This is a genomic window from Thalassolituus sp. UBA675 (genome assembly GCF_002297765.1).
Lineage (GTDB): Bacteria > Pseudomonadota > Gammaproteobacteria > Pseudomonadales > Oceanobacteraceae > Thalassolituus.
This window is the reverse complement of record NZ_DBNJ01000033.1, coordinates 12,586-38,042: the sequence shown is the minus strand read 5'-3', so window position 1 is coordinate 38,042 and position 25,457 is coordinate 12,586. Positions and strand designations below refer to the sequence as shown.

At 52.3% G+C, this 25,457-nt stretch carries 22 protein-coding genes and 1 tRNA gene; 17 read left to right on the top strand and 6 right to left on the bottom strand.

The window, feature by feature from the left end; genetic code table 11:
• Window positions 1-49: 49 nt before the first annotated feature.
• Window positions 50-1,279 (top strand): multifunctional CCA addition/repair protein, encoded by a 1,230-nt coding sequence (locus tag B3007_RS14940; protein WP_301378684.1) that lies wholly within the window; start codon window positions 50-52, stop codon window positions 1,277-1,279.
• Here B3007_RS14940 and folK read toward each other — a convergent pair.
• From folK to tsaD, 3 genes are read right to left on the bottom strand one after another with little or no spacing between them, the layout of a single operon-like run.
• Entirely contained in the window at window positions 1,248-1,775 is a 528-nt protein-coding gene (gene folK, locus B3007_RS14935) for a 2-amino-4-hydroxy-6-hydroxymethyldihydropteridine diphosphokinase (RefSeq protein WP_068441611.1), read from the bottom strand. The two genes, B3007_RS14940 and folK, sit on opposite strands and share 32 nt — an antisense overlap.
• Window positions 1,775-2,128 carry a dihydroneopterin aldolase gene (folB, locus tag B3007_RS14930; RefSeq protein WP_068437521.1) on the bottom strand — a complete coding sequence of 118 codons (354 nt, stop codon included), beginning with the start codon at window positions 2,126-2,128 and terminating at the stop codon, window positions 1,775-1,777. Before folB ends, folK begins: the two co-directional genes overlap by 1 nt.
• A 10-nt stretch (window positions 2,129-2,138) precedes the next feature.
• Window positions 2,139-3,176 (bottom strand): tRNA (adenosine(37)-N6)-threonylcarbamoyltransferase complex transferase subunit TsaD, encoded by a 1,038-nt coding sequence (gene tsaD / locus B3007_RS14925; protein ID WP_297531118.1) that lies wholly within the window; start codon window positions 3,174-3,176, stop codon window positions 2,139-2,141.
• Window positions 3,177-3,418: 242 nt separating this feature from the next.
• On the opposite strand from tsaD, the gene rpsU reads away from it, so the two are divergent.
• The 5 genes from rpsU (at window position 3,419) to B3007_RS14900 (ending at window position 8,555) form a co-directional block, all read left to right on the top strand.
• Window positions 3,419-3,634, top strand: coding sequence for a 30S ribosomal protein S21 (gene rpsU, locus B3007_RS14920; RefSeq protein WP_068441605.1), 216 nt, complete (start codon window positions 3,419-3,421; stop codon window positions 3,632-3,634).
• Between the two features lie 29 nt (window positions 3,635-3,663).
• Window positions 3,664-4,104, top strand: coding sequence for a GatB/YqeY domain-containing protein (locus tag B3007_RS14915; RefSeq protein ID WP_068441602.1), 441 nt, complete (start codon window positions 3,664-3,666; stop codon window positions 4,102-4,104).
• Window positions 4,105-4,212: 108 nt separating this feature from the next.
• Complete coding sequence (gene dnaG / locus B3007_RS14910) at window positions 4,213-6,048, top strand: DNA primase (protein ID WP_068441600.1); 1,836 nt, start codon at window positions 4,213-4,215, stop codon at window positions 6,046-6,048.
• A gap of 188 nt (window positions 6,049-6,236) precedes the next feature.
• On the top strand, window positions 6,237-8,051 hold the full coding sequence (rpoD, locus tag B3007_RS14905) for an RNA polymerase sigma factor RpoD (protein WP_297531114.1): 1,815 nt from the start codon (window positions 6,237-6,239) through the stop codon (window positions 8,049-8,051).
• 427 nt (window positions 8,052-8,478) lie between these two features.
• Window positions 8,479-8,555 (top strand) — tRNA-Ile (locus B3007_RS14900).
• A gap of 437 nt (window positions 8,556-8,992) precedes the next feature.
• On the opposite strand, the gene B3007_RS14895 is transcribed toward B3007_RS14900, so the two are convergent.
• A complete protein-coding gene (locus tag B3007_RS14895; RefSeq protein WP_301378687.1) occupies window positions 8,993-10,300 on the bottom strand; it encodes an MFS transporter in 1,308 nt (435 codons plus the stop codon).
• 95 nt (window positions 10,301-10,395) lie between these two features.
• On the opposite strand from B3007_RS14895, the gene B3007_RS14890 reads away from it, so the two are divergent.
• The 10 genes from B3007_RS14890 to B3007_RS14845 all read left to right on the top strand — a co-directional run bounded on the left by B3007_RS14890 (window position 10,396) and on the right by B3007_RS14845 (window position 22,732).
• Window positions 10,396-10,779 (top strand): BlaI/MecI/CopY family transcriptional regulator, encoded by a 384-nt coding sequence (locus B3007_RS14890; protein WP_286716653.1) that lies wholly within the window; start codon window positions 10,396-10,398, stop codon window positions 10,777-10,779.
• Window positions 10,776-11,732 (top strand): M56 family metallopeptidase, encoded by a 957-nt coding sequence (locus tag B3007_RS14885; protein WP_301378689.1) that lies wholly within the window; start codon window positions 10,776-10,778, stop codon window positions 11,730-11,732. Before B3007_RS14890 ends, B3007_RS14885 begins: the two co-directional genes overlap by 4 nt.
• Before the next feature lie 76 nt (window positions 11,733-11,808).
• The gene (locus B3007_RS14880) at window positions 11,809-13,017 is read left to right on the top strand and encodes a TolC family protein (RefSeq protein ID WP_301378691.1); all 1,209 of its coding nucleotides are present in this window, start codon (window positions 11,809-11,811) and stop codon (window positions 13,015-13,017) included.
• A gap of 9 nt (window positions 13,018-13,026) precedes the next feature.
• Complete coding sequence (locus B3007_RS14875; protein ID WP_301378692.1) at window positions 13,027-14,265, top strand: efflux RND transporter periplasmic adaptor subunit; 1,239 nt, start codon at window positions 13,027-13,029, stop codon at window positions 14,263-14,265.
• 14 nt (window positions 14,266-14,279) lie between these two features.
• Window positions 14,280-17,387 (top strand): efflux RND transporter permease subunit, encoded by a 3,108-nt coding sequence (locus B3007_RS14870; protein ID WP_301378694.1) that lies wholly within the window; start codon window positions 14,280-14,282, stop codon window positions 17,385-17,387.
• Window positions 17,388-17,422: 35 nt separating this feature from the next.
• Window positions 17,423-18,070: a HupE/UreJ family protein gene (locus B3007_RS14865; RefSeq protein ID WP_374047321.1), complete on the top strand. Its 648-nt coding sequence runs from the start codon at window positions 17,423-17,425 to the stop codon at window positions 18,068-18,070.
• 12 nt (window positions 18,071-18,082) lie between these two features.
• A complete protein-coding gene (locus B3007_RS14860) occupies window positions 18,083-18,622 on the top strand; it encodes a hypothetical protein (RefSeq protein WP_068436985.1) in 540 nt (179 codons plus the stop codon).
• Window positions 18,623-18,644: 22 nt separating this feature from the next.
• Window positions 18,645-18,980 (top strand): DUF6488 family protein, encoded by a 336-nt coding sequence (locus tag B3007_RS14855; protein WP_297531050.1) that lies wholly within the window; start codon window positions 18,645-18,647, stop codon window positions 18,978-18,980.
• A 200-nt stretch (window positions 18,981-19,180) separates the two neighbouring features.
• Window positions 19,181-20,521, top strand: coding sequence for a hypothetical protein (locus tag B3007_RS14850; RefSeq protein ID WP_297531048.1), 1,341 nt, complete (start codon window positions 19,181-19,183; stop codon window positions 20,519-20,521).
• Between the two features lie 99 nt (window positions 20,522-20,620).
• Entirely contained in the window at window positions 20,621-22,732 is a 2,112-nt protein-coding gene (locus B3007_RS14845) for a TonB-dependent receptor (protein ID WP_301378697.1), read from the top strand.
• Window positions 22,733-22,754: 22 nt separating this feature from the next.
• Here B3007_RS14845 and B3007_RS14840 read toward each other — a convergent pair whose 3' ends face one another.
• A complete protein-coding gene (locus tag B3007_RS14840; RefSeq protein ID WP_301378700.1) occupies window positions 22,755-23,942 on the bottom strand; it encodes an ABC transporter permease in 1,188 nt (395 codons plus the stop codon).
• On the bottom strand, window positions 23,933-24,610 hold the full coding sequence (locus B3007_RS14835; protein WP_301378703.1) for an ABC transporter ATP-binding protein: 678 nt from the start codon (window positions 24,608-24,610) through the stop codon (window positions 23,933-23,935). The genes B3007_RS14840 and B3007_RS14835 overlap by 10 nt, the downstream gene beginning before the upstream one ends.
• 134 nt (window positions 24,611-24,744) lie before the next feature.
• Here B3007_RS14835 and B3007_RS14830 point away from each other — a divergent pair, with 134 nt between their 5' ends.
• Window positions 24,745-25,449, top strand: a complete 705-nt coding sequence (locus B3007_RS14830; protein ID WP_301378704.1) for a DUF3299 domain-containing protein — start codon at window positions 24,745-24,747, stop codon at window positions 25,447-25,449.
• Window positions 25,450-25,457: the final 8 nt, after the last annotated feature.

Here is a 25,457-nt window from a genome sequence, read left to right as displayed (position 1 = left end):
ACTCAAAGGCCATCCTATCCGATGGCCTTTTTTATTTTCTGAGTACCTTATGCAGACCTATCTTGTTGGCGGCGCAGTCCGCGATCATCTTCTCAATCGCCCGGTAAAAGACAACGACTGGGTGGTGGTTGGTGCAACACCCGAAGAAATGATCAGCAAGGGTTACGAACAGGTTGGCGCCGATTTTCCGGTATTTCTGCATCCTGATACAAAAGAAGAATACGCACTCGCACGCACCGAGCGGAAAAGCGGAAAAGGTTATCAGGGTTTTGTCTGTGACTTTTCATCGGCCGTAACACTCGAAGAAGACTTACTGCGCCGCGATCTGACCATCAATGCCATGGCCCAGGACAACGACGGCAAAATCATCGACCCTTATAACGGCCAGACAGACCTGCATAACCGGATACTGCGTCATGTTTCTCCCGCCTTTCAGGAAGACCCTCTACGCGTACTACGTGTCGCACGCTTTGCGGCTCGCTTTGCTGCTCTGGGCTTTCGTATTGCCGACGAAACCATGGACCTGATGAAGCAGATGGTCGATGACAACGAACTTGATCATCTGGTCGCTGAACGGGTCTGGACTGAGACCCAGCGATCACTGGGCGAAAACAGTCCTGATACGTATTTCCGTGTACTGCGCGAATGCAGTGCTCTGAAAGTATGGTTTGAAGAACTCGATGCTCTTTTTGGGGTTCCTCAACCTGAAAAGCATCATCCGGAAATTGATACCGGCGAGCATGCGCTACTCTGCTTACAAGCCGCACAGAAACTCAGCGACTCTACTGCTGTGCGCTGGGCTGCTCTGATTCATGACCTGGGTAAAGGCCGCACTCCAGAAAGCGAATGGCCACGCCATTTTGGTCACGAGAAAAAAGGACTTTCACCGGTCAATCAACTCTGCAATCGCCTGAAAGCTCCGAACGACGCTAAAACATTGGCACTGCTAAGCAGCGAATTTCATACGCATGTTCACCGCGCCCTAGAATTGCGACCAGACACTCTGCTGAAATTATTCGATCAGGTCGACGCCTGGCGTCGGCCCGAACGATTTGAGGATTTTCTATTGGTCTGTGTTTCTGACGCGCGCGGCAGAACCGGGCTGGAAGAATGCGATTACCCGCAAGCCGAATACTGCCGTAAAGCGTTAAAAGAAGCGCTGACAATAACGGCGCAGGATATTATTGCAACGGGCATACAGGGGGCGGAAATTCGTCCGGCTCTGGCCAAAGCTCGTGCAGACCACCTTAAAGACTGGAAGTCGACTCTGTCGATTTAACGTCAGCCAGCGTCGCTCCCTCAACAACCACTTTTTCGAGTGGCTGATCACTCACGTGTGACCAGTAATCTTTTAGTGGTGTCTTATTTTTCGGGCAGAGTCCGGTTGGCCATAAATCCAATAATGGGCGCAGTACAAACGCGTAACGCCAGACATCAATGCGCGGAAGCGATATACCATCGATATCGCCACTCAGCTCGTCTACCACCAAAATATCGATATCCAATGCACGGTCTGAATATTTCTTGGCGTCGGGCTGTCGTCCGAATTCTGTTTCAATGGCTTTTAATCGGGTATTTAATTCCGCCACCGTACAATCGGTATGCGCTTCTACCACCAGATTAATAAAAGCCGGGCCACTGAAGCCGACAGCCTCAGAACGATAGCAGGGAGAGACAGCAACGATATTAACGTCATCGGCCAGACGCTTCAGGCCCAGGGGAATATTCTGCTCGGGCGACAGGTTAGCTCCAACCCCTAAAAACACATGCGCCATCAGCTGATACCACGCTCGATAACCAGCCCCACAGCACGTGCCTGTGGCACCACCGCAGGCTTCTCTACACGAATACTTAACCACGGCATGCCAAATTCCTGCAGCAAACCATCGGCCAGACGTTCAAGCAAGGATTCCAATAACTGAAAGTGCTGCTCTCGTACAAAGCGTTCGATATATTCTGTCACCGCCTGGTAGTCCAGCGCGTGCATTAAATCATCGGTCTGAGCAGCCACCCGAATATCCCAGGCCATCTCAAGATCAAATACCAATGGCTGACGTACCTGTTTTTCCCAGTCGTACACACCAATCACAGCGTCGACCTTTAATTCGCTGATAAAGACTTTATCCATAACCAGCTCCTTAATTACCTGACGCCAGAGGTTTAAGTTCTGTCATTGGCCAACGCGGGACACACGACACAGCGATATCCGATACTTCCCCCGCATTCAGACGCTGAGCACCGGCGTACGCAATCATGGCGCCGTTGTCTGTACAGAGTGCAGGCCGTGGATAGTACACGCGCCCTTTCAGCTGCTCAGCAGTCACCTTTAACTGTTCACGCAACATGCGGTTTGCACCAACACCGCCAGCGATAATCAGGCGATTCACACCGGTCTGCTTCATTGCGCGCTTACACTTAATAGCCAGAGTGTCGACCACTGCGGCCTGAAAGCCCGCGGCGATGTCTTTTTTATCCTGCTCAGCAAGAACACCATCAACGGCACAATTAAGGATGGTCGTACGGGTAAAGGTTTTCAGGCCACTGAAACTGAAATCCAGACCCGGGCGGTCTGTCATTGGGCGCGGAAAACTGAAACGGCCTGCATCACCCTCATCGGCCAGCTTACTCAGGGCCGGTCCACCCGGATACGGCAGCCCCATCATCTTAGCGGCTTTATCAAAGGCTTCACCGGCCGCGTCATCGAGCGATTCACCCAACAACTCGTACTCACCAATCCCTTCTACTTTAACGAGCTGAGTGTGGCCACCGGAAACCAGCAGAGCAATAAAAGGAAACTCGGGGACGTCGTCTTCTAACATGGGCGCGAGCAGGTGACCTTCCATATGATGAACACCTACGGCTGGAATACCCAGAGACCAGGCCAGAGAACGCCCCAGACAGGCACCGACAAGCAGCGCACCTACCAGACCGGGTCCACTGGTGTACGCTATGCCTTCCAGATCCTGCAGGGTATGCCCGGCCTCTTCCATGACCTCACGAATCAATGGCAGACCTTTTCTTACGTGGTCACGGGAAGCGAGTTCAGGAACAACACCACCGTACTCAGCATGGACAGCGATCTGTGAATACACTCTGTGCGCCAACAGCCCGCGTTCGGTGTCATACAACGCGACTCCGGTCTCATCACAGGAGGTTTCTAACCCCAATACCAGCATAACTAACCTCTGTTCCGCTCTCTGAAGGCTCAGGCAGACTGCCTGTTCCGACCCTAAACCGCGCATGATACTGCTACCTAACAACACACGCCACTCGCGCGCCACTCACTCATCATGACGCTCTCAGAATCGACAGTAAAAACCCCTTTGCATTCCTCAGGCAAAGTCTATAGAATGCCCGCCCTCTGACTGGGACTACTGTGTCCCCACTATACCGAATTGACAAACATGTAGGTGATTGGATGCCAGCTGTAAAAGTTAAAGAAAACGAGCCGTTTGACGTTGCACTGCGTCGCTTCAAGCGTTCATGTGAAAAAGCAGGCGTACTGTCTGAAGTACGTCGTCGTGAGCACTACGAGAAGCCAACCTGGGTTCGTAAGCGTAAAGCCGCTGCTGCTGTTAAGCGCCACCTGAAGAAGGTTCAGCGCGAACAGCGCAAGATGACTCGCCTGTACTGATACACGCGACATCTGTTGAGGACTGACACATGAGCCTGACCGCAACCGTTAAAGATGCTGTGAAAGCAGCAATGCGTGCGAAAGAAAAAGAGCGCCTCAGCGCACTTCGTCTGATCACCGCAGAATTTAAAAAGGTTGAAGTCGACGAGCGCATCGAAGTTGATGACGCACGAGCTTTACAGATTCTCGACAAAATGTGTAAGCAACGCCGCGACAGCATCAAGCAGTATCAGGATGCTGGTCGTGACGAGCTGGCCGCTGTTGAACAGGCAGAAATCGATGTTATCAGCGAATTTCTGCCAGAAGCGATCAGTGATGAAGAGCTGTCCCAGATGGTCTCAGATGCAATTGCACAGTCCGGTGCTGCAGGCATGCAGGACATGGGTAAAGTGATGGGCATCCTCAAACCCAAAGTGCAGGGCCGTGCCGACATGGGCAAGGTCAGCCAGATGGTGAAGTCCCAGTTCTGATTCATCGCACACGCGTTGATACAGCAAAGCGCCAATAGCCCATGCTACTGGCGCTTTTCGCGTTTCTGAAGATAATAACTTTGAGACTGATTGCGGATACACACCCGAATGGCCGGCCGGATACCCCAGAGCTTTATTGATGAACTTCTCGCCCGCGTCGATGTTATCGACGTGGTCCACAGTCGTGTGAAGCTGAAAAAGACCGGCAAGAACTACTCCGCCTGCTGCCCTTTCCACAACGAAAACACACCCTCGTTCACGGTCAGCCCAGACAAGCAGTTTTATTATTGCTTCGGCTGTGGTGCTTCCGGGACAGCTTTGCGTTTCGTTATGGAATTCGATGGCCTGAGTTTTCCAGATGCTGTTGAAAAACTCGCCGACCAGATGAACATGGCCGTGCCCCGTGAAGCTGCCAGCCAGCGGGAAGTCCAGCAGGAGCAAGAACACCAGTCACTGTTTAAGCGGATGGAAGCTGCCAGCCAGTTTTTTGAGCGACAGCTGCGCGAACATGATAAGCGCGACCGAGCCATTCAATACCTGAAAGGCCGTGGTCTTTCAGGTAAGGCTGCTAAGTTTTTTGGTATCGGCTATGCCCCACCCGGCTGGGATAATCTGCAGGAAGCCCTGGGCACAGACAAAACTGCGGTACGTGAATTAGTCACCAGCGGTATGCTGATTGAAAAAGACGACGGTCGCACGTACGACCGCTTCCGTGATCGTATTATGTTCCCGATCCGGGATGCCCGCGGACGCTACATTGCCTTTGGTGGACGCGTATTAGGTGACGAAAAACCGAAATACCTGAACTCTCCAGAAACGCCGATCTTCCAGAAAAACCGCGAACTTTATGGTCTCTACGAAGCGCGAAAAATACGTCAGAAACTGACTCGTTTCGTGATCGTTGAAGGCTATATGGACGTCGTTGCATTGGCCGAGTTCGGCATTCACTACGCCGTCGCGACACTGGGCACGGCTACCAGCGAGCATCACCTGCGCCGGCTGTTTAAGATCGTCCCTGAAGTTATCTTCTGTTTTGACGGCGACGACGCGGGGCGCACCGCTGCAGCGCGTGCCATGGAAACAGCCCTGCCCGTTCTCAGCGACGGCGTCCAGGCAAGGTTCCTGTTCCTTCCCGATGGTGAAGACCCGGATACCCTGGTCAGGCAGGAAGGGCGGGATGGCTTTGAGAAACGTCTCAATGAGTCTCTGCACCTCCCTGAGTTTCTGTTCGAGCAGCTCAAGCAACAAGTCGATTTTGATACTTTAGATGGCAAGGCCCGCCTCGACAAAATGGCGGCGCCACTGATCGGCAAACTTCCAAAAGGCACACTGAGAAGCCTGATGGAAAAACGTCTTGAAGACATGATAGGGACACGCAGCGCTGCGATGGCCGCGGTGAATGAAACCGCCCCGGAGCCAGAACCCGAGATTGACGACGGCGTCTCCATGCCAGACATCATTACTGAGCCGGTTCCGCCAAGTCATGCACCAGATACCGAAGACCCTCTCGCGCCTATGGTGCACAGAGCGATTTCCAGTCTGGTGCGATTTCCAGGGCTGGCACAGGAGCTGAGCATTCCCGAGACCGAAGCCGAAACTGAATACGAGCGGTTGTTGTTTGAAATCCTCAAGCGGTTACACCAGTCTCCACAGCAGGAAAGCATTGGTCTGTTGATTCAATGGATAGGCAGCCCCTACGAACCTGAACTGAAAGCGCTCGCAGATCACCCGGAAAGCGACCAGATACGCCCGGTTGCTGCCGACGTAAGAGTGGTGCTTGAACGGATGACGGCCCGCAAAGACGACCGCGCCCTTGAAGAACTTGAGGCTAAATTTCACCGTGGCGAAAAGCTGACCCCGGAAGAACGATCTCAACTGCACGAACTCAAGAAACAGCGGAAACAAAGAAACCACAAACGCACGGGTATATATCATCGTCACTGACTTGAAAATTACCCGCTTCAACCCAAACTTACCAACTACGCAGTCACCCCGCTCCGGTCCGCCAGCCACGGGGGAACAATCTCTGCCAAGTCTGGCCTAAACAGTCGTCTAATCACTGGCTTAAGCAGAGGTTAAGCGGTATAATTCGCGGTTTTCTTCCGCCTTAAAATTCGGAACACAGGGCTTCTATGTCGACCAGTACGCAACAATCCCGTCTCAAAGAACTTATCGCCAAAGGTAAAGAGCAGGGTTACCTCACCTATGCACAGGTGAATGACCACCTGCCAGACGATATTGCAAACCCGGATCAGGTTGAAGATATCATCCGTATGATTAATGACATCGGTATTCCTGTGTCAGAAGTTGCCCCGGATGGCGAGTCCCTGTTCATGTCTGAGACAGCCGACGACGCTGCTGCCGAAGAAGCTGCCGCTGCTCTGGCATCTGTTGAATCCGATGTGGGCCGCACAACTGACCCAGTGCGCATGTACATGCGTGAAATGGGTACCGTTGAACTTCTGACCCGTGAAGGCGAAATCGTTATCGCCAAACGCATCGAAGAAGGCATCCGCGAAGTGATGTCTGCACTGGCGTATTTCCCAGGTGCGGTACAGCGCATCATGACGGCCTTCCAAGAAGCCGAAGAAGACCCGAACCGCGTTGGAGATATTTTCAGTGGTTTCATCGACCCGACACCAGACGGTGAGATCACCCCTCCTGGCCCATCTGCAGCTCAGAAAGAAGAAGCTAAAGAAGACAGCGATGATGACGATGATTCTGAAGAAGACAGCGGCATCGACATGGCTGAAGTGGTACGCCGCTTCACCGAAATCAACGACGCTAATATCGCTGTAAACAAAGCCATCGAGAAGCATGGCCGTGCCAGCAAGCAAGCAGAAAAAGCGATTGCTGCTCTGGCTGAACTGTTCGCACCGATCAAGCTGACGCCTAAACACTTCGACGTACTCGTCAGCGATGCGCGTGCAGCACTGGATGCCATCCGTGCTCAGGAACGTCAGATCATGGTTCTTATGACCCGCAAAAGCGGCATGAACCGCAAAGAATTCATCGGTGGATTCCCAGGTAACGAAGTCAACAACGAATGGGTTGAAGAGCTGATTGCAGCCGGCAAACCTTATTCAGACAAACTCGACACCTACAAGCTCGAAATCTTCCGTTGTCAGAAGAAGATCAAAGCTGTCGCCGATAGCGTCGGCCTGAGCATTCCGGAAATTAAAGAAGTTAACCGTCGCGTTTCTATCGGTGAAGCACGTGCCCGCCGCGCTAAGAAAGAAATGGTAGAAGCTAACCTGCGTCTGGTTATCTCGATCGCTAAAAAGTACACCAACCGTGGCCTGCAGTTCCTTGATCTGATTCAGGAAGGCAACATCGGTCTGATGAAAGCCGTAGATAAGTTCGAATACCGCCGTGGTTATAAGTTCTCGACCTACGCCACCTGGTGGATTCGTCAGGCGATTACGCGTTCGATTGCAGACCAGGCACGCACCATACGTATTCCGGTTCACATGATTGAAACCATCAACAAACTGAACCGTATTTCCCGTCAGATGCTTCAGGAAATGGGCCGTGAGCCGACGCCTGAAGAACTGGCAGAACGTATGGAAATGCCAGAAGACAAAATCCGTAAAGTCCTGAAGATCGCTAAAGAGCCGATCTCCATGGAAACGCCAATCGGTGACGATGAAGATTCACACCTCGGTGACTTCATTGAAGACACCCAGTCTTCATCGCCACTGGATACAGCCACCAACGACGGCCTCACAGAAGCCACCCGTTCAGTGCTGTCTGGCCTGACCGCTCGTGAGTCAAAAGTACTGCGTATGCGCTTTGGTATCGACATGAACACTGACCACACCCTTGAGGAAGTGGGTAAGCAGTTCGACGTTACCCGTGAGCGTATCCGTCAGATCGAAGCTAAAGCACTGCGTAAGCTTCGTCACCCGACTCGCTCAGAGCACCTGCGTAGCTTTATCGACGAGTAAGGTAAACCTACTCTGCGATCAGAATAACCCGGCCAATGCCGGGTTATTTTTTGCTCAAATTTCCAGAAAAATCAAAGCACTGGCACTCATCAGTAATGGTGCTTATAATGCTGCGCTAGTCATATCAGATGACTGATCTACATGAGCACCGCACCGAGCTCAATGTAGGTGGGGGATCACACCCCCAAGCGGTTAACATACCGCTGTCTTTGTAGGAGGGGATCTTATCCCCGACACGCTCTGCAAGTGCTGACAAGACGTACCGGTTTGGGCCGGAACAACGCAGTCAAAGCGATGCAGACGAAGTATTTACGAGCCCTGCGAGTGCTGACAAGGCGTACCGCAGATTATCGAAGGAGTGTAGCGAGCCTACATGACTGAGATAATCGAGGAACAACGCAGTCAAAGCGATGCAGGCGAAGTAAATGGGCCTTTAGCTCAGTTGGTTAGAGCATCCGACTCATAATCGGCAGGTCCCCAGTTCAAGTCTGGGAAGGCCCACCATTTTTACTTCTTTATACCCTCTGCTCATCATCGTTAGTCCCCACAGGGGCGCCTGCCGGTTAACTCTGGGAAGGCCCACCATTTTTACTTCGACACCTCCGAGGATGCGAGCATCCGACTCCACTCTTTAGCTCCACAGGTCCCCAGTTCAAGTCTGGGAAGGCCCACCATTTTTACTTCGACTCCCTTAAGGATGCTAGCATCCGACTCAACTCTTTAGCTCCACAGGCCCCTGCCGCAAGTCTGGGAAGGCACACCATTTTACTTCCTAAGTGCCTCTACTCATCATCGTTAGTCCCCACAGGAACGCCTGCTGCAGGAACGCCTGCCGGTTAAGGTCGGGGAAGGCCCAGTTTTTTGGGAGGGTTTCATCATCAGGTATAAATCTGAGATCCTGAAAAATTGTATGATCCTGAACTTTACAATATTTATGATAATTACCTCGGCCACTTCGAATGCAGTGAATCTATAACATACAGGTGGCCGTGCTCCTCTCCATAGCCAAATGCCTCCAGATGCTCATGACCAGCTTCAAGATCATCGTGCCTGTGCGATATCGCACTATTTTCATTTACCGGCCAAAGTTTAGACGCCAATGCCAAGCCGATAACGGAAAGCCCGGCCAATAATAAAAACGCCGAATTCACATCCAGCACGGTTAATAGCCAGCCAGCGAACGGATAGGCCATCATCCAGCCTGCGTGGGAGAGTGAAAAATGTGCTGCGAACAGCGCTGGCCGGTCCGCGATACTGGCTGAACGAACCAGCACCTTGCTGGTTGGGGTCTGCACCAGAGAGCAACCCGCTCCCAGCACGAACCAGATTATCAGTAAGGTGACATAACCTGTGATCAGTGTGCCGAATAATTGTGCAACAATCATCAACCCAAGACCTGTAAGCATTACTCTGCGCTCGGTGACTTTCTCCAAAAGTGTCGGTAATTTCAGTGCCGTGAGCATGGAGCCAAAGCCGAAAGCGGCCAGGGCAAATGCGGTTTGCTGGCCACTCAGAGCAAAATTCCCCTGCACCAGAACCACGGTGTTAACGAACACCATGGCGCCCCCAAGGGCGGTGGTAAAGCTCAGTAACAACAGCCCTCTCAACCGCGGGGTCAGCAGGTAAATACGACCACCTTTAGTAAGTCTATCTGTCCAGGTATTCGCCGCAGAAGCCTGGGCTTTCGGGAGGATAACGGAAAGCACCAGCAGTGCAGATGCCACGAATCCCAGCATGGTGCCGAAAAATAATCCATGCCAGGAGGTAATCAGTAGCAATGCCGCCGCCAGCATGGGACTGATCAGGCTTTCCATGTCATAAGCCAGCCGGGATAAAGACAAGGCCTTGGTGTATTCACGCTCATCCGGCAGCACATCAGGAATCGTTGCCTGAAATAACGGCGTAAATCCGGAGGAACTGCTTTGCAGAACAAAAATAACGACATATATGTGCCAGACCTCGGTGAGGAACGGCAGCGAAAGCGCCGTCAGCGCACGGATAATATCCAGCAGCACCAACACAGGCTTGCGTGGGCGCCCCTGAAACAACGCCGCCAGTAGCGGTGACACAAACACATAGGCCAGCATTTTGATGGTCAGTGCCGTTGCCAGCACAGTGCCTGCATTGCCTCCCGCCAGCTCAAACGCCATCAGACTCAGGGCAACCGTCGCCATGCCTGTGCCCAGCAACGAAATAACCTGCGCCGCAAACAAATGGCGGTACACGCGGTGACGGAGAATGCTCAGCATGGAAACCTCTGCGGTTGACGTTGACTGACAAAAACCGATTGCCGGTCGGTTTTTACTGTGGCAGTGTATGCCTCATCCTGAACGTTGGAAAGACTATGATTCTCGGTGAGTTAGAAAAGCAGGTTCTGAACCATCTTTGGTCAGCGGGTGAAGCTGATGCCAAACAGATCCATGCCGCCTTCAGTGCCGGGCGCAGCAGTTCCCTGAACACCATTCAGAGCACACTGGATCGTTTATACAAAAAGCAGCTGCTCAGCCGAAGTAAACAAGGACATGCCTTTGTCTACCGCACCCGGGTTGATCGGGAAGACCTGATCGCTCAGCTGATCCGTAATATCACCAGCGACCTTGTCAGCCATGACAGCCAGTCGCTGATGGCGGCATTTGTTTCCTTGTCTGCCGATCTGGGCGCCGACGAGCTCGATCGCCTGGAGGCTATGATTCAGAATCACCGTCGCAAGAGCAAACTGCAGCCATGATCAGCGGAAGCTGGGGGTTTATTCTGAACCTGCTGAGTATGGCTGCATTGCTCGGACTGGCCTCAGCTGTCTTTCAGTTATTAACGGCTCCTCTGATTATCCGGGCAAAAAACCGTGTTGACCCGTTGGAGCAAAAATGGCTCATTTTAAGCTGGGCCGTTTTACCCTGGACAATGACTCTGTTGCTGTTTGTTGAGGGCGGAATCGCCTTACCAGACGACCACAACACAGTGCATGGCGCTCTGGGACTTATTCACTGGCACCATGCCGATGAGTTTGTGATCAGCGCCTGGCACAGCTGGTTTCTGAGTGCGGTCGGTTTATGGCTGACGTTGCGTATGGGGCAATTTGCGTATCAGCAATGGCGTGTAAAGCAGCAACTGAAACTTCTGCGTGAGCAGGCAGTGGCGACTTCCGGCTCCACGATCCGCATTTTGCCGACCCGCGACGTTGTCGCCATGGCAGCCGGATATTTCCGCGCTGATATTTACCTGTCGCAAGGTTTGCTCAATCAAACAACGCCAGACCAGCAGGCAATCATCATTGCTCATGAGCAGGCGCATATCCGCCAGTTCGATAACCTGAGTCGCTGGTTATTGATGCTGTTTATTTGCCCACTGCCAGGCTTTGTTCGCACCCCCATTCTGAACTGCTTCACATTAGTGACCGAGCAGCTCGCCGATCGCCGGGTTACCCGCAACGCCGAAGCCGCCGACATCGCAGAAACGCTGGTGAAAATCGCGCGCTTACGCCACCACCTCAACAAGCCAGATCAGGCAGCGTTTGTCGCTGTAGAGCAGCTGCGCGAACGGGTCTGCGAGCTGCTTACCCCATCTCGTCCGTCCGCTCTGAAACTCAGCCTGTTACCACTGGCTATTATGCTTACAGCCACAGCGGTGCTTTCTGCCACCGATGCTTTACACCACTTTTTTGATATTTTCCTCGTCCATTAACGGAGCTGAAATGAAGCTTGTTAACCACGTTATTTCTGCATCCAAAAAACCGATTATCAATCGGTTTTTAATATGCTTGACCCTGTTCATACCCTTCTACGAAAGCGCTTACGCCGAAAATACAGTGAGGCTGTCTGAAGTCGTCGAGCGGGCGTTAAAGGGGCATCCACAGATTGCCATCTGGTCTTATCGGCAGCAGGGCATACAGGCTGAAATAGAAGCGGCTGGAAGCCGGCAACCTGCTCAGCTGGAACTGAGCGTCGAAGATGCATTCGGTACTGACCAGTATGAAGGTACCGATGCCATGCAGACGACCTTGAGTGCCCGCTGGCTGTTAGAAGGTGATCAGATCAGCGCCAGAACAGAACACGCAGCCGCTCAGCAGCGCTTGCTGACAACGAAACAGCGAGTGCAGCTAGCCGATATAACCGCACATACTTCAACACTCTTTATTTCGTTACTCGCCGATCAGGAGCGGCTGCAACTGGCACAGGAAGCGTTAGCCGATGAAAAAGAAATTCTGGCGATCATTCAGCGCCGTGTGAATGCCGGTCGCGCCCAAAATACCGACCTGATACTGGCACGTACCCGTTTGACAGAGCAGGAGTTGGCAGTGGAAGAATTCGGGCACCGGCTGCAGTCGGCGTCACTGCGATTGTCTGCGCAGTGGGGAGCGGCAGAAACCCAGCTTTATGCCGCGGGAAACCTGCTGCTATTTCTGCCGTTGGCAAAAGCCGAAGCTGCCATGAACAAATTGCAGGAAACCCCGTCACTGAACCAGATAAAAGCGGAAGCAGAACTGTTCAGTGCGGAAGGAAAACTCGCGAGTGAAGAAGCGGCAACCCCGTGGTCGGCTGGCGCAGGCCTGCGCCGTTTCGAAAATACAGATGACTATGCCCTGGTCGCCCAGTTCAGCATTCCACTGGGCGCGAATCAGCGCTACGCCGCTCTTCAGCGCTCGGTCAATGTCCGTGAAGAACAGAAGACACTTTCAGCACAGGCGCATTTGCAACAACTGACCATCCAAACCCGCACACTGCTGATGGAACTGGAACACAGCCAGCACGTTATCAATACCCTGACAGAAACCATTCTGCCGACTCTCAATAACGGTCGTCAGCAGGCGCTTAAAGCCTATGAAAACGGGCAGCTGGATTATGTGCAGTGGGATAACACCCGCCAGCAATGGCTGAATGCCCGCAAGCGTTTACTAGACGAAGCGGAAGCACTGCATCAGCAGTGGATTGAATTACAGCGCCTGACCGGCCAGACCATTTATTTCTGAGGCTAAGTTATGACACCCCGTAAAATATTTTCGCACCTGTTACTGGCTTTGCCGTTATTCGCAGGCAGCGCTCTGCCAACACAAATGGTTTATGCCCAGTCGGCGGAAACAGCCGAAGCGGAACCGGAGAAAGGACCTCACCGCGGACGCATGCTGCGCGATGGTGATTTTGCTCTGGAGCTGGCTATTTTCGAAACCGGTGTACCGCCGGAGTTCCGGGTCTGGACCACATTATCCGGCCAGCCAATTGCACCACAGGATGTGCAGCTGAGCGTACGTCTTATTCGTCTTGGCGACGTTGTCGATAATATCGGTTTCCGCGCTGAAGGCGATTACCTGCGTGGCGACATGGAAATTTACGAGCCTCATTCTTTTATTGTCGATATTCAGGTTCAGCATGCTGGCCAGCAATACCAGTGGCGTTACGACAACTTTGAGGGACGTACGAATATTGCCGCGCCGATTGCCGATGCCATGGGAATTACCACCGAAGTCGCGGGGCCTGCCACTCTGCATATTCAGACCCCCGTCTGGGGAAATCTGACGTCAGTGCCGGGTAGTGAACGCAATATCAGCGCGCGTTTTGATGGCGAAATCCGCACCGTACATGTGCGCGAGGGACAGATGGTTGAGGCCGGCAGCGAATTGCTCACCATCGACAGCAACGAGAGCCTGAAAAGCTACAGCGTACGCGCACCAGCCTCTGGCATTGTCAGCCGGATTTATGCCGCTGCCGGAGAACAAAGTGCAGGACGTACTCTGCTGACACTGCAAGACAACCGTACATTGCAGGCTGAACTTGCCGTGTACCCGAAAGACTGGAGTCGTGTAAACGCCGGAGCCCCCGTCACCATCAAGGTACCCGGCACAGAATTGCAGGCTCAGACTGTGCTTAAACATGCGTACCCCTCTGTTCAGTCCGATCAGTCACGTCTATGGCTGGCCACCCTTGATAACGCCGAAGGTTTGTTGGCGGCCGGAATGAAAATCAATGCCCGCATTGAAACCGAAACCCGTGACGTAGCTCTGGCCGTCAAACGCTCTGGCTTACAGGCGTTTCGCGACTTTACAGTGGTCTACGCCAAAGTCGGCGACGAATACGAAGTGCGCATGCTGGAGCTTGGCCAGGCCGCCGGTGAGTGGGTTGAAGTGCTCGGTGGTCTTGAACCCGGCACAGAATACGTCAGCGAAAACAGTTACATCATCAAAGCCGACATCGAGAAGTCCGGCGCGTCACACGACCACTGATACGGGAAATCGCCATGTTGGATTTACTGATAAAACTGGCCATTGCCCGGCGGAATCTGGTGATGGTCGTTGTCGCCATCGTTGCCCTTCTGGGTCTATGGAACTTTAACCGGCTGCCGATTGATGCCGTGCCCGACATCACTAATGTGCAGGTGATGATCAATACCGAAGCGCCCGGCTTTACTCCACTGGAAGTAGAGCAGCGTATTACTTATCCGCTGGAAACCGCACTGGCCGGATTACCTGGGCTGGAATACACCCGTTCGGTATCGCGCTACGGCCTGTCGCAGGTGATCGCTATTTTCAGCGATGACACCGATATTTATTTCGCCCGCCAATTGGTCGGCGAACGCATGGCATCTGCCAGTAGTCGTCTGCCTGGTGGCTTACAGCCAGAAATGGGCCCTATCGCTACTGGTCTGGGTGAAATCTTTATGTTCACCGTGGATGCCGAGCCTGGCGCGGTAAATGCCGATGGGTCTGCCGTCACACCCATGGATCTGCGCAGTGTGCACGACTGGATTATCCGCCCGCAGCTGATGCAGGTGCCGGGCGTGGTGGAAGTAAACCCCATCGGTGGCTACGAGCGGGAAGTCGTGGTGCAGATGCAACCGCAACGCATGCTGGCTGCTGGTATCAGCAGTGCCGATATTGTGGCCGCTATCCGCGCCAACAATGAAAACCGTGGCGCCGGATTTGTTGAGCGAAATGGTGCGCAATGGCTGATGCGGATTCCGGGGCAGGCAATGCAGGCCGACGATATAGCGGCAATTACCATTACCTCTGACAATGGAAAAACGGTGCATATCAGCGACGTGGCCGAGGTGAGCATTGGCCACGGCCTGCGCACCGGCGCCGCGACCCAGAATGGCCGGGAAGTGGTGATGAGTACGGTGTTTATGCTGGTTGGTGAAAACAGCCGCACAGTGGCAAGTAATGTCGGTAAAAAACTGGCCGAGATTAATGCGTCTCTGCCTGAAGGCATTGTGGCAACGGCTGCCTACGACCGCACCGGACTGGTAGAGAAAACCCTGAGTACCGTCACCACCAATCTGGTGGAAGGTGCTTTGCTGGTGATTGTTATTTTGTTCCTGATGCTGGGCAATATCCGCGCGGCCATCCTTACCGCGCTGGTTATTCCTCTGGCAATGCTGATGACCTTTACCGGTATGGTACAGACTCGCGTCAGCGCCAACCTGATGAGTCTGGGCGCGCTTGATTTTGGTCTGCTGGTCGATGGTGCCATCATCATTGTCGAAAACTGCCTGCGTCGTCTGAGCCAGCAGACAGGTCCGCTTGCATTAAAAGAACGTCTGCAACTGGTGTTTGAAGCCACTCGGGAAGTCATCCGCCCGGCATTATTTGGTGTATTTATTATCACCGCCGTGTACGCACCGATTTTCGCCCTCGAAGGGGTCGAAGGCAAAATGTTCCACCCGATGGCCATCACCGTTGTGATTGCTCTGCTGAGTGCGATTCTGCTGTCAGTCACCTTTGTTCCAGCTGCAGTGGCCTTGCTGTTCAAAGGTCCGGTTACGGAAAAGCGCAACCCTCTGGTGTCGGCACTCATGCGCATGTATCAGCCATTATTGGCGCTGGCCCTGCAAGCTAGAGCGCCCATCATTGGGCTGGCGGCAGTGCTGGTTTTACTGAGCATCTGGCAAGCCACCAGGTTAGGCAGCGAGTTTGCCCCGAATCTGGATGAAGGTGATATTGCCATGCATGCACTGCGCATCCCAGGTACGTCTCTCAGTCAGGCCATTGCCCTGCAGGAAACACTGGAAGAACGCATCAAAGCCCTGCCGGAAGTTGAGCGGGTATTTGCCAAAATCGGTACCGCTGACGTCGCCACCGATGCTGTGCCGCCGAGTGTGGCCGATAACTTTATTATTCTGAAACCACGTGACCAGTGGCCAGATCCGAATAAGCCCAAGCAGCAGGTGATCGCCGAACTGGAAGCCCTAGTCAGTGAAATCCCTGGTAATCGTTATGAGTTTTTACAGCCCATTCAGATGCGCTTTAACGAATTACTCGCTGGTGTACGCGCCGAAGTTGCTATCAAGATTTTCGGTGACGATCTGGATGTGTTAACTGGCCTTGGCGCGTCGCTTGAGAAAATTGTTGCTGGTGTCGATGGAGCGGTGGACATTCAGACTGAGCAGGTGACCGGCTTGCCACTGCTGGAATTTATTCCGGATGCTGACGCATTACGCCGTCACGGTATCAGCCGCCAACAGCTGCAGGATCAGCTGGCCACCGCTCTGGGCGGAGAAGTCGCAGGTACCCTGTTTGAAGGAGATCGCCGGGCAGATATAACCGTACGCCTGCCTGAAACCGTACGCGCTGATATCGACGGCCTGAACTATTTACCGGTGACCGTTGCACACGGGCAGGTTGTTCCACTGCAGGAGCTGATCACACTCAGTGAAAACATCGGTGTTAATCAGGTAAACCGCGAAAATGGTAAACGCCGTCTGGTGGTCACCGCCAACGTTCGCGGTCGCGATCTTGGCAGTTTTGTGGAAGCCGTGCGCAATGCTGTTGGTGATGAACTGGATATTCCCGCAGGCTACTGGGTGGAATATGGCGGTACCTATCAGAAGCTGCAGTCCGCGTCACAAAGACTGATGATTGTTGTGCCAGTAACTTTGCTGATGATCGTTGGTTTGCTGGTACTGGCACTGAATTCTGTGCGCGACGCACTGGTCATTTTTACCGGTGTTCCACTGGCCTTAACCGGCGGCGTACTGGCGCTGACCGTGCGTGATATTCCCTTTTCGATTTCTGCGGCCGTAGGATTTATTGCCCTGTCGGGTATCGCCATTCTGAACGCATTAGTGATGGTGTCGTTTATCCGGGAATTACAGCGCTCTGGGCAAAGTCTTGAGCAGGCTATCGTTGAAGGTGCACTGACGCGTCTGCGTCCGGTGATTACCACTGCACTGGTAGCGTCACTGGGTTTTGTCCCGATGGCACTGAACACAGGTATCGGTTCAGAAGTACAACGACCACTGGCAACCGTCGTGATTGGTGGTGTTATTTCTTCTACGATTCTGACCTTGTTTGTGATTCCGGCACTATACCGTCTGGTGCATCGTAGTGAAAAACGAGGGAATGCATGAAATTGTCTATAACACGTCTTGTACTTTTACTCGCCATGTTAACCACAGCGTCCTTCGCTGTGGCCCATGGCGTTGACGACAACACCCGCATCTTCTTACAGCAGAACACCGGCGTTCAGTTTGTGCCGTTCCTGTACATTGGGGCCAAGCACATGATCACGGGTTACGATCATCTGTTGTTTCTGGTCGGGGTGATTTTCTTTCTTTATCGCAGCCGCGAAGTACTGCTGTATGTCAGCCTGTTTACCCTTGGGCACAGCATTACGCTGATGTCCGGGGTGCTGGCCAATATTCAGGTGAATGCTTACCTGATCGACGCCATTATCGGTTTGTCAGTGCTGTATAAGGGCTTTGATAACCTGGGTGGCTTCAAACAGTTACTGGGCTTTCAGCCGGACACCCGTCTGGCAGTGCTGATCTTCGGGTTATTTCATGGCTTTGGTCTGGCGACGAAACTGCAGGAGTTTCATATCCCGGAAGACGGCCTGCTGACCAATCTGATCGCTTTCAATATTGGCGTCGAACTCGGTCAGTTTGCGGCACTGGGGCTGATTCTGATTCTGATATCCGCGTGGCGTCACTCAGCGACGTTCGGGCGTTTCGCTGTGCTGACCAACACGCTTTTAATGGCCTGCGGAGTGATGCTGACGGGTTATCAGCTCACTGGCTATTTTTCTTCCTGAGGACGGTTTTCTATGACAACGCAAAGCACACAACTTCAGACCTCGGCCAAACAACTTTGGCTGGCGACCGCTGCGGCGTTTGTGATTGGTCTTGTTACACTGGTGCTGGTGATTATGCCTGCGGAATACAACATTGACCCTACGGGTGTCGGGTCCGCATTGGGCCTGACCGCGCTGTCGCCTGAAAAACTTGCCGAAGCGGAGACAGAAGCAGCTAAGGCTTCCGCTAAAGCAATGGATGGTATGGCGACGGTAGTTCTACCGCCTGCGAGCGGTAAAGAATTTAAACTGGAAATGACCGCCGGTGAACAGGTCGATTTTGAATGGATCACCGACGGAGATGTCGTATATGTGGATATGCACGGCGAACCATTTGATGATCCTACCGGCTATTTTAAAAGCTATGCTGTGACCACCACCAATGAAATGAAAGGCAGCTTCACCGCCGCTTTTGAAGGCACACATGGTTGGTACTTCCGTAATGACAGTAACGCTGAAGTCACAGTGCAGCTGTTTTATGAAGGCCAATATAAAAATCCAAAAATGATGTAAACCCAATACAGGAGATATGGATATGAAATCGTTACTTATTACCGCCGCAATGTCGCTGGCCGTGTACTCAGGTCAGGCTCTGTCACATGGCTCTCATGGCGTCGTGGATGCTGATGGCGCAAAAATGGCTGCAGCTCGTATGGTTCAGAAAATGACGGTACGTGACTTCGGATTTAAGGCGGGTCAGCTGGCACCGGAATGGCGCAATATCAGCGAGTCTCAGGTTGCCGTTAGAGAGACTGGCGAAGGCTTTTATATCATTGAAGTGACCAAAGCTGAAAGCGAAGACAAGGTCTATGTAAAGGTACTCAGAAACGGTGATGTGAGCAATGTAAGTACTACTTACCCACAACAATAGCGCTTACTCAGACACCACCAGCCTCTTCTGTAACAGGAAGGGGCTCAATGACCGAACCTCGCCCTCCTCAATACCAACAGTATCTCAACATTTAACTTGCCACACTCACTTGTTGATATGTTATATTGTAACCACATAATTTACTGGTGGTGCAGTATACGTCTGTGACCATGACACTTACGGATGAAGGATTTATGACCATGGCTTCGTTTTATGAAAGTGAGCTGAGCAAATCACTATTAGTGCTGGCAATGGCAGGCACCCTGGCGGCTTGTGGTGGTGGCTCAGGCAGTAGCTCAGATAGTGACCACGACGACGATGACCACTCAGAAGAAGAGCATGCAGGAGGTCGCCTGATTTACTCAGTTTCTGACGATTCTGGCCTGAATATGTACGACCAGACCGTAGAGTCTGATGATGCGTATTCGACCGACGTAATTGCAACTTCTACATCCGGCTCCACTCTGGTGCTGGCTAAGAGCGGTCTGACTGCTGCTCTGTTAGACGGTGGTGCTGTTTCTATTGTCGATTCAGGTCTCGAACACCTGGTGGATGAGGACGGTCATACACACGACGTTTCATCGGCCGCAACCACTCTGACGTCGGGAATCACTACAGTCATCACGACTCACGAATACTTCTCTGCCTATGACGGCAGCACAAGCACTGTCCTGAATGCAGAAGATGGGGCTGTCGTAACCACCTGGACGTCTGTTGATTACCCAACACTGGCACTGGCCGGTGGCCACTATCTTACGTTCACCGATATCGACGGCAGTATAACCATCGAAGTTAAGGAGGCTGATGGTGAATCCCTGACCGCCCCTGTCAGCGCTACCTGTAATGGTGATATCACAGCAACCGCTCAGACAGAGCATCTGACTCAGATTTTATGCAGTAATGATTCGTTGCTTTCAGTTATCGCTGCCGAAGGCGAGACCGATACCAGCTTCACGATCACAACAGATACCAGCACAACCGTCGCTGACCTGACCAACTTAACGGCGACCTTCTCGACCTACGACGTTATTGCTGGCTGGAGCACTGAGGCCAATAAGCTGGTGCTATCCAAAGCACACAGTGACCATGTCGATACCGCAGATATCTCTTCAGAATTAGTGGCGGATGGCATTATTACCGTTGCAGCACCAAGCAGTGACGAATCAGAAGCACTTGGCGTGCTCGGTACCAGCGGTCGCTTTCTTGCTCTTTTCTATCACGCCGAAGGCGAAGAGCTGACGATTGAAGGCAGCAGTAAATTCGATCTCGACACGTCAATCAGCTGGTCCGCATCGGATCTTTTACTCGCTGATTCCGAGGCCTTTATCGCAGTGAATCTTGCTGGCAACACATTGTTCTTCATTGATGGCCATGACGGAGAAAGCTACCACCTCCACTCCAGCGCGGAGGGCAGCTCTGACCTGAGTGCACTTGCAAGTGCGGTGCTCGCTCATGCGCAGGACGATCACGATCATGATGAAGACCATGACGATGAGCACGACCATGATGAGGAAGACGGTGAATCAGACCACGACCACTGATCACTGAGCCCACTCCCTCGCATGGAAGCCCGGCCCTCAGGTGCCCGGGCTTTCTTTGTTTTCTGATATTATGCGCGTCTGATTTTTATAGGTTCCGGTATGAATTTTCGTCTTTCTGTTGTGACTCTGAGTCTGCTTGCAGCCACCTCCTATGCAGCCCCTGCCAATGAAAAAACGCTGGATACGATCGTGGTTACGGGCGGTGGTGACCGCTCCGTATATGATACGGCACAGCCTGTTTCTGTGTTAGATACCGACGATATTCATAAAAATGCTGGTGACAATTTAGGCACCCTGCTGGAGTCTCTGCCGGGCGTTGCCAACGCCTCTTTTGGCGCTGGAGTCGGACGTCCGGTGATCCGCGGCATGAGCGGCAGTCGCGTAAAAATCCTGCAGAACGGCACCGACACTTCGGATTTATCGGCCATGAGTTCAGACCACAGCCCCATGGCTGAGCCGAGCGCAGGTGAACAAATTGAAATTGTATATGGGCCATCGACGCTGCTATACGGTGGCGGTGCGATTGGTGGCGTGGTTAACGTGATCGATGGTCGCATCCACGAAATTATTGTTCCGGGCATTCGCGGTCAGGTTTCAGCGAAATACTCTTCTGTCGATGAGGGCCAGCATCTCGAAGGTATGCTCGACCTCGGCAAAGGTAACTGGAATCTGCATCTCGATGGTTTTAGTCGGGATGCTTCTGACTACTCCAGCGGCGAGCAAGGCGATATTCCCACCGGCAATAATTCAGGCGAGATTGAAAACAGCGACACCTCAGGCAGTGGTGGTGCCATTGGTTTGAGCTGGGTCGATAGCCAATATGGTTTTATAGGCGGGTCTGTCAGTACTCTCGAATACGACTACGCAGTGCCAAACCTGGATGAAGAGAGCTTCCGGGTCACACCAGAACAGATCCGCTATGACCTTAAAGGTGCCTGGACACCCATGACAGGCATCATCGAAGAGTGGCGCACCGAAATTACCTTTAATGACTACGAGCATGCCGAAACTGGTCATCGTAATGACGATACTAGTGCACCCTTTGTAGATATCGGTTTATTTGATAAAGAAACCTGGGAGTTTGTTACCCGCATCAAGCATTCGGAAATTGCCGGCTGGCATGGTCATGCTGGAATTCAATACAACCAGCAGGATCTGGAACTTTGTCATGATCACGGCGGCTGCGAAGGTATCCCTTCATTTGACGAATCAGGTGACGATGCAATCGGGTTTAACCTGGCGAATAGCGAGCGTGGTGGAGACCTCTACGGCCACGACACACCAATGCCAATCACCCGCACAGAGCAGGTAGGTATCTTCCTCGTTGAGCACCGTGATACTGGATTTGGCTCACTGGAGTTAGGGGCACGGATAGATCAGGTTACGATCTCTTCCGATCCTTCTTCGATTGATCCTGTATGGCGTCAGGCTGACAGTTATTACGATGACTACACCTTTACGCCAGTCACTTTGTCTGCGGCCAGCACCTGGTTACTGGATGATTATCAGCGTATCGGTTTGAGCCTCGCACGCGCGCAACGAGCACCGGAAGCGCCGGAATTATTCTGGAACGGTGATCACCACGCCACCTTTGCTTTCCAGCTCGACAACCCTGACCTCGACATTGAAACCGCGCATACCATCGACCTGAACTGGATCTGGAAGTCGGATAACAATGAAATCCGCCTGGCCACTTATTACTATCAGTTCGATGACTACATCTATAACGATCTGAAATCAGAGACTGATCCTTTTCACGGTAATGATGTGTACCGCCATGAACAGGAGGACGCCAGCTTCACAGGCGCAGAAGCCAGCTGGTCACATATAGTAACCATGAACTGGTCGTTTGATTTAAGTGCTGATGTCGTTAACGCAAAACTTGACGATGGCCGGCACCTTCCACGTACACCACCAGCGAGTTTTCTGGCCGGTCTTGAGTGGGGAAATCAGAGTTGGGAAGCACGCACTGAATTACGCGCCGTTGCTGAGCAATCAAACACCGCTGACAATGAAACCACGTCTGACGGATATCTGATGCTTAATGCGTCTGTGGGTTATCAGTTTCTGCTCAATAACTCTGAGCTGACGCTGAGACTCGATGGACGCAACCTGACCGACCAGTATGCGGTTAATCATGTATCGTATCTCAAGCGCGCAGCACCACTACCCGGGCGTGACATCCGCTTCGGCGTCCGCTGGGCATTCTGATACATTCGATTCTGACATCAGGTCACGGACGCCGTGCCCTGATGTACATCGCCAACGCCGGGAGTGCTCCGGTCAACAGAGCACTGCCTACGACGATCAAAGACAGTACCAGCGTATTCAGTGTGAAGATATCAGCGCTGATATTAATTCCGAAAGCACCCGCCAGATAGCCCTGCCCTAACGCAAACGCCAGCCAGACAAATAGCAAAGACGCACAAAGACCGGCTAAGGTTATCAGCAGTACCTCCAGCTCACTCAGTAAAAACAGATAAAAAGGAGACGCCCCCGCCATCCTTAATAACTGAATTTCGTGGCGACGTTCGCGCACCGAACTGAGGAGCATAGCACTGAGCCCCAACAAGGCGGATAAGAGAACCAGCACACCAATAAAACGCAGTGTCTGCTCCAGAATGCCCATCATCTGCCATAATTCGCTCAATGCGACGCCTGGCAGAATTGCCATTACAGGTTCGGCCTTATAATTATTGACTGTCCGCTGCAGTGAAAAAACGCCGATACGGGACTTCAGCGCAACCATAAAGGCGGTAATGCTCTCGGGGTCACCCGTGTACTGAGCACTGTTATGAATCGCCTTCAGGCCTTGCAGGCTAACATGCACAGTCTGATCTACTGGCGTGCCGGTGGGCTCTAAAACGCCGGTTACCGTAAAAGGTGAGCCTTTATGTAAATTAAAATCAGCCGATGAAATTCCATGCGACAGTAGTATTTCCGATCCGGGTGAATAGCCAAGCTCGCGAGCGACGGCAGACCCGAGAACCACTTCAAATGCGTCAGAAAATTCCCGACCATCGGCAAAAATCAGTGGATGCTTAGCACCGTAGCTGAAGTAGCGAAAATAATCCTGATTAGTTCCGAGTACCCGATAGCCTTTGTGAGAATCCCCTAGCGAAAGTGGAATCGACCATTTTATTTCGTCAGACGCAGAAATATCTTCATAAGTGGACCACGAAATATTATTGGTCGGCGCCCCCACACGAAATACCGAATACAACAAAAGATTCAGGCTGCCGGTGCGAGCACCAATAATCAGATCGGCTCCGGAGACTGTGCTGGCAAAACTCTCTTTGGTCTGCACACGGATATGTTCAACGCTGATCAACACGCTGATGCTGACAATCAGAGCCAGCAACGTCATAACAACGGACGTTTTTCTATCGATCAGACTCTTGTAGGCAATTTTCAGAAACATGACTTCGCTCCTGCCCGGTTAATATCGGCTAACACATCGGTGCGGTCAAAATCGCAGGCGAGTGTCGGGTCATGGCTGACAAAAATAAGCGTACTTTGGTAGGCATCGCAAAGGTCCATAAGCGTTGCCATAAAGGCTGTACGGTTCTTCTGATCCAGAGCAGACGTTGGCTCATCCGCGATAATAAGGCGTGGAGAGTTAAATAATGCCCGCGCAATAGCGACCCGCTGCTGCTGACCAATACTCAGGCTCTGTCCCGGTAACCGCCAGACAGAATCCGGGAGCTGCAGCTGCTCTAACAGCTCCTGAGCACGGCCGATCCCATTGCGCTTAACCTTTTTACTGAATTCGTTTGCCAACAGGATGTTATCAACCGCATTAAGATAAGGAATCAGATTGAACTGCTGAAAAATATAACCAATATTCCCGGCACGGAAACGATCACGCTGACGCTGGTTTAACTGATCAACCCGCTCGTCCAGAAGTGTAATCTGGCCCGAGGTCGCCGGGAGAATTCCAGCAATCAGATTTAACAAGGTCGATTTTCCTGAACCTGACTCCCCCTGTAAAAATACCTTCTCGCCTGCAGCCACTTCCCACCGGGGGATGTTCAGCAAAATATCGTGATCATGATAAGAAAATATGAGGTCTTGCAGAACAACAGACATGGGACGATCCTGTAGAAAGCAACCAAGAGGTGGATGCCAGGTGCAACGTTGCTATAACATAACACAAGTATATTTAAGCTCAATGTCAGTTGTGATGCTGTACAGCATCAGCTAATTCAATTCAGGTTTTTACGATGAATCCATTATTCAGACTGCTAGGGCTAACCGCCTTCGGCCTCATTTTCAGCGCCTGTACAGAGAACGCCGATCCAGCCGGTACCAATGACAGTACTGCCGATGTCAGTCAACAGAAGACAGAAGTAGCCGGTGTCGAACAGGAACAACCCATCAGGGCCCCAGAACCTCTGCCCGTGCTCCCCAAAGAGTCTTTTACATCGGTTGACTGGACGGACCTTATCCCTGAAATGGATCTGATGGCATTAAAAAATCCACCTGAAGCCTTGATGAATATCGAAGATGGATCGGAAGAAGATGTCATCGGCGGAAAGCTTAATAATAATGAAGGCAGCGGCGTGTATGGAGATAATGAGGACCTCGCGGACTCTGCATTTCAACGTGCACTCGTTTCAACAAATACAGTAAGTGAGATGCAGGGAAAGCACATCAAGCTGCCCGGCTTTATCGTGCCTCTGGATTTCGATGATGATCAGACCATCACCGAATTTTTTCTGGTTCCTTACTTTGGCGCCTGTCTCCATTTGCCGCCCCCGCCACCTAATCAGATCATCTATATCTCACACCCTGATGGTATTCAGGTCGATGCGTTATACGATCCATTCTGGCTTTACGGCACTCTGGATACCGGCATTATTGAAAACACGACAGCGAAGTCGGCCTATCGTATGCGACTCCATCATATAGAGCCTTACTACGAGTAAGGCTCAGA

Excerpts from the sequence above, each read along its gene's own strand:
- B3007_RS14940 (WP_301378684.1), top strand. The coding sequence starts at position 50 with ATGCAGACCTATCTTGTTGGCGGCGCAGTCCGCGATCATCTTCTCAAT.
- folK (WP_068441611.1), bottom strand. The coding sequence starts at position 1,775 with ATGGCGCATGTGTTTTTAGGGGTTGGAGCTAACCTGTCGCCCGAGCAG.
- folB (WP_068437521.1), bottom strand. The coding sequence starts at position 2,128 with ATGGATAAAGTCTTTATCAGCGAATTAAAGGTCGACGCTGTGATTGGT.
- tsaD (WP_297531118.1), bottom strand. The coding sequence starts at position 3,176 with ATGCTGGTATTGGGGTTAGAAACCTCCTGTGATGAGACCGGAGTCGCG.
- rpsU (WP_068441605.1), top strand. The coding sequence starts at position 3,419 with ATGCCAGCTGTAAAAGTTAAAGAAAACGAGCCGTTTGACGTTGCACTG.
- B3007_RS14915 (WP_068441602.1), top strand. The coding sequence starts at position 3,664 with ATGAGCCTGACCGCAACCGTTAAAGATGCTGTGAAAGCAGCAATGCGT.
- dnaG (WP_068441600.1), top strand. The coding sequence starts at position 4,213 with ATGGCCGGCCGGATACCCCAGAGCTTTATTGATGAACTTCTCGCCCGC.
- rpoD (WP_297531114.1), top strand. The coding sequence starts at position 6,237 with ATGTCGACCAGTACGCAACAATCCCGTCTCAAAGAACTTATCGCCAAA.
- B3007_RS14895 (WP_301378687.1), bottom strand. The coding sequence starts at position 10,300 with ATGCTGAGCATTCTCCGTCACCGCGTGTACCGCCATTTGTTTGCGGCG.
- B3007_RS14890 (WP_286716653.1), top strand. The coding sequence starts at position 10,396 with ATGATTCTCGGTGAGTTAGAAAAGCAGGTTCTGAACCATCTTTGGTCA.
- B3007_RS14885 (WP_301378689.1), top strand. The coding sequence starts at position 10,776 with ATGATCAGCGGAAGCTGGGGGTTTATTCTGAACCTGCTGAGTATGGCT.
- B3007_RS14875 (WP_301378692.1), top strand. The coding sequence starts at position 13,027 with ATGACACCCCGTAAAATATTTTCGCACCTGTTACTGGCTTTGCCGTTA.
- B3007_RS14870 (WP_301378694.1), top strand. The coding sequence starts at position 14,280 with ATGTTGGATTTACTGATAAAACTGGCCATTGCCCGGCGGAATCTGGTG.
- B3007_RS14865 (WP_374047321.1), top strand. The coding sequence starts at position 17,423 with ATGTTAACCACAGCGTCCTTCGCTGTGGCCCATGGCGTTGACGACAAC.
- B3007_RS14860 (WP_068436985.1), top strand. The coding sequence starts at position 18,083 with ATGACAACGCAAAGCACACAACTTCAGACCTCGGCCAAACAACTTTGG.
- B3007_RS14855 (WP_297531050.1), top strand. The coding sequence starts at position 18,645 with ATGAAATCGTTACTTATTACCGCCGCAATGTCGCTGGCCGTGTACTCA.
- B3007_RS14850 (WP_297531048.1), top strand. The coding sequence starts at position 19,181 with ATGGCTTCGTTTTATGAAAGTGAGCTGAGCAAATCACTATTAGTGCTG.
- B3007_RS14845 (WP_301378697.1), top strand. The coding sequence starts at position 20,621 with ATGAATTTTCGTCTTTCTGTTGTGACTCTGAGTCTGCTTGCAGCCACC.
- B3007_RS14840 (WP_301378700.1), bottom strand. The coding sequence starts at position 23,942 with ATGTTTCTGAAAATTGCCTACAAGAGTCTGATCGATAGAAAAACGTCC.
- B3007_RS14835 (WP_301378703.1), bottom strand. The coding sequence starts at position 24,610 with ATGTCTGTTGTTCTGCAAGACCTCATATTTTCTTATCATGATCACGAT.
- B3007_RS14830 (WP_301378704.1), top strand. The coding sequence starts at position 24,745 with ATGAATCCATTATTCAGACTGCTAGGGCTAACCGCCTTCGGCCTCATT.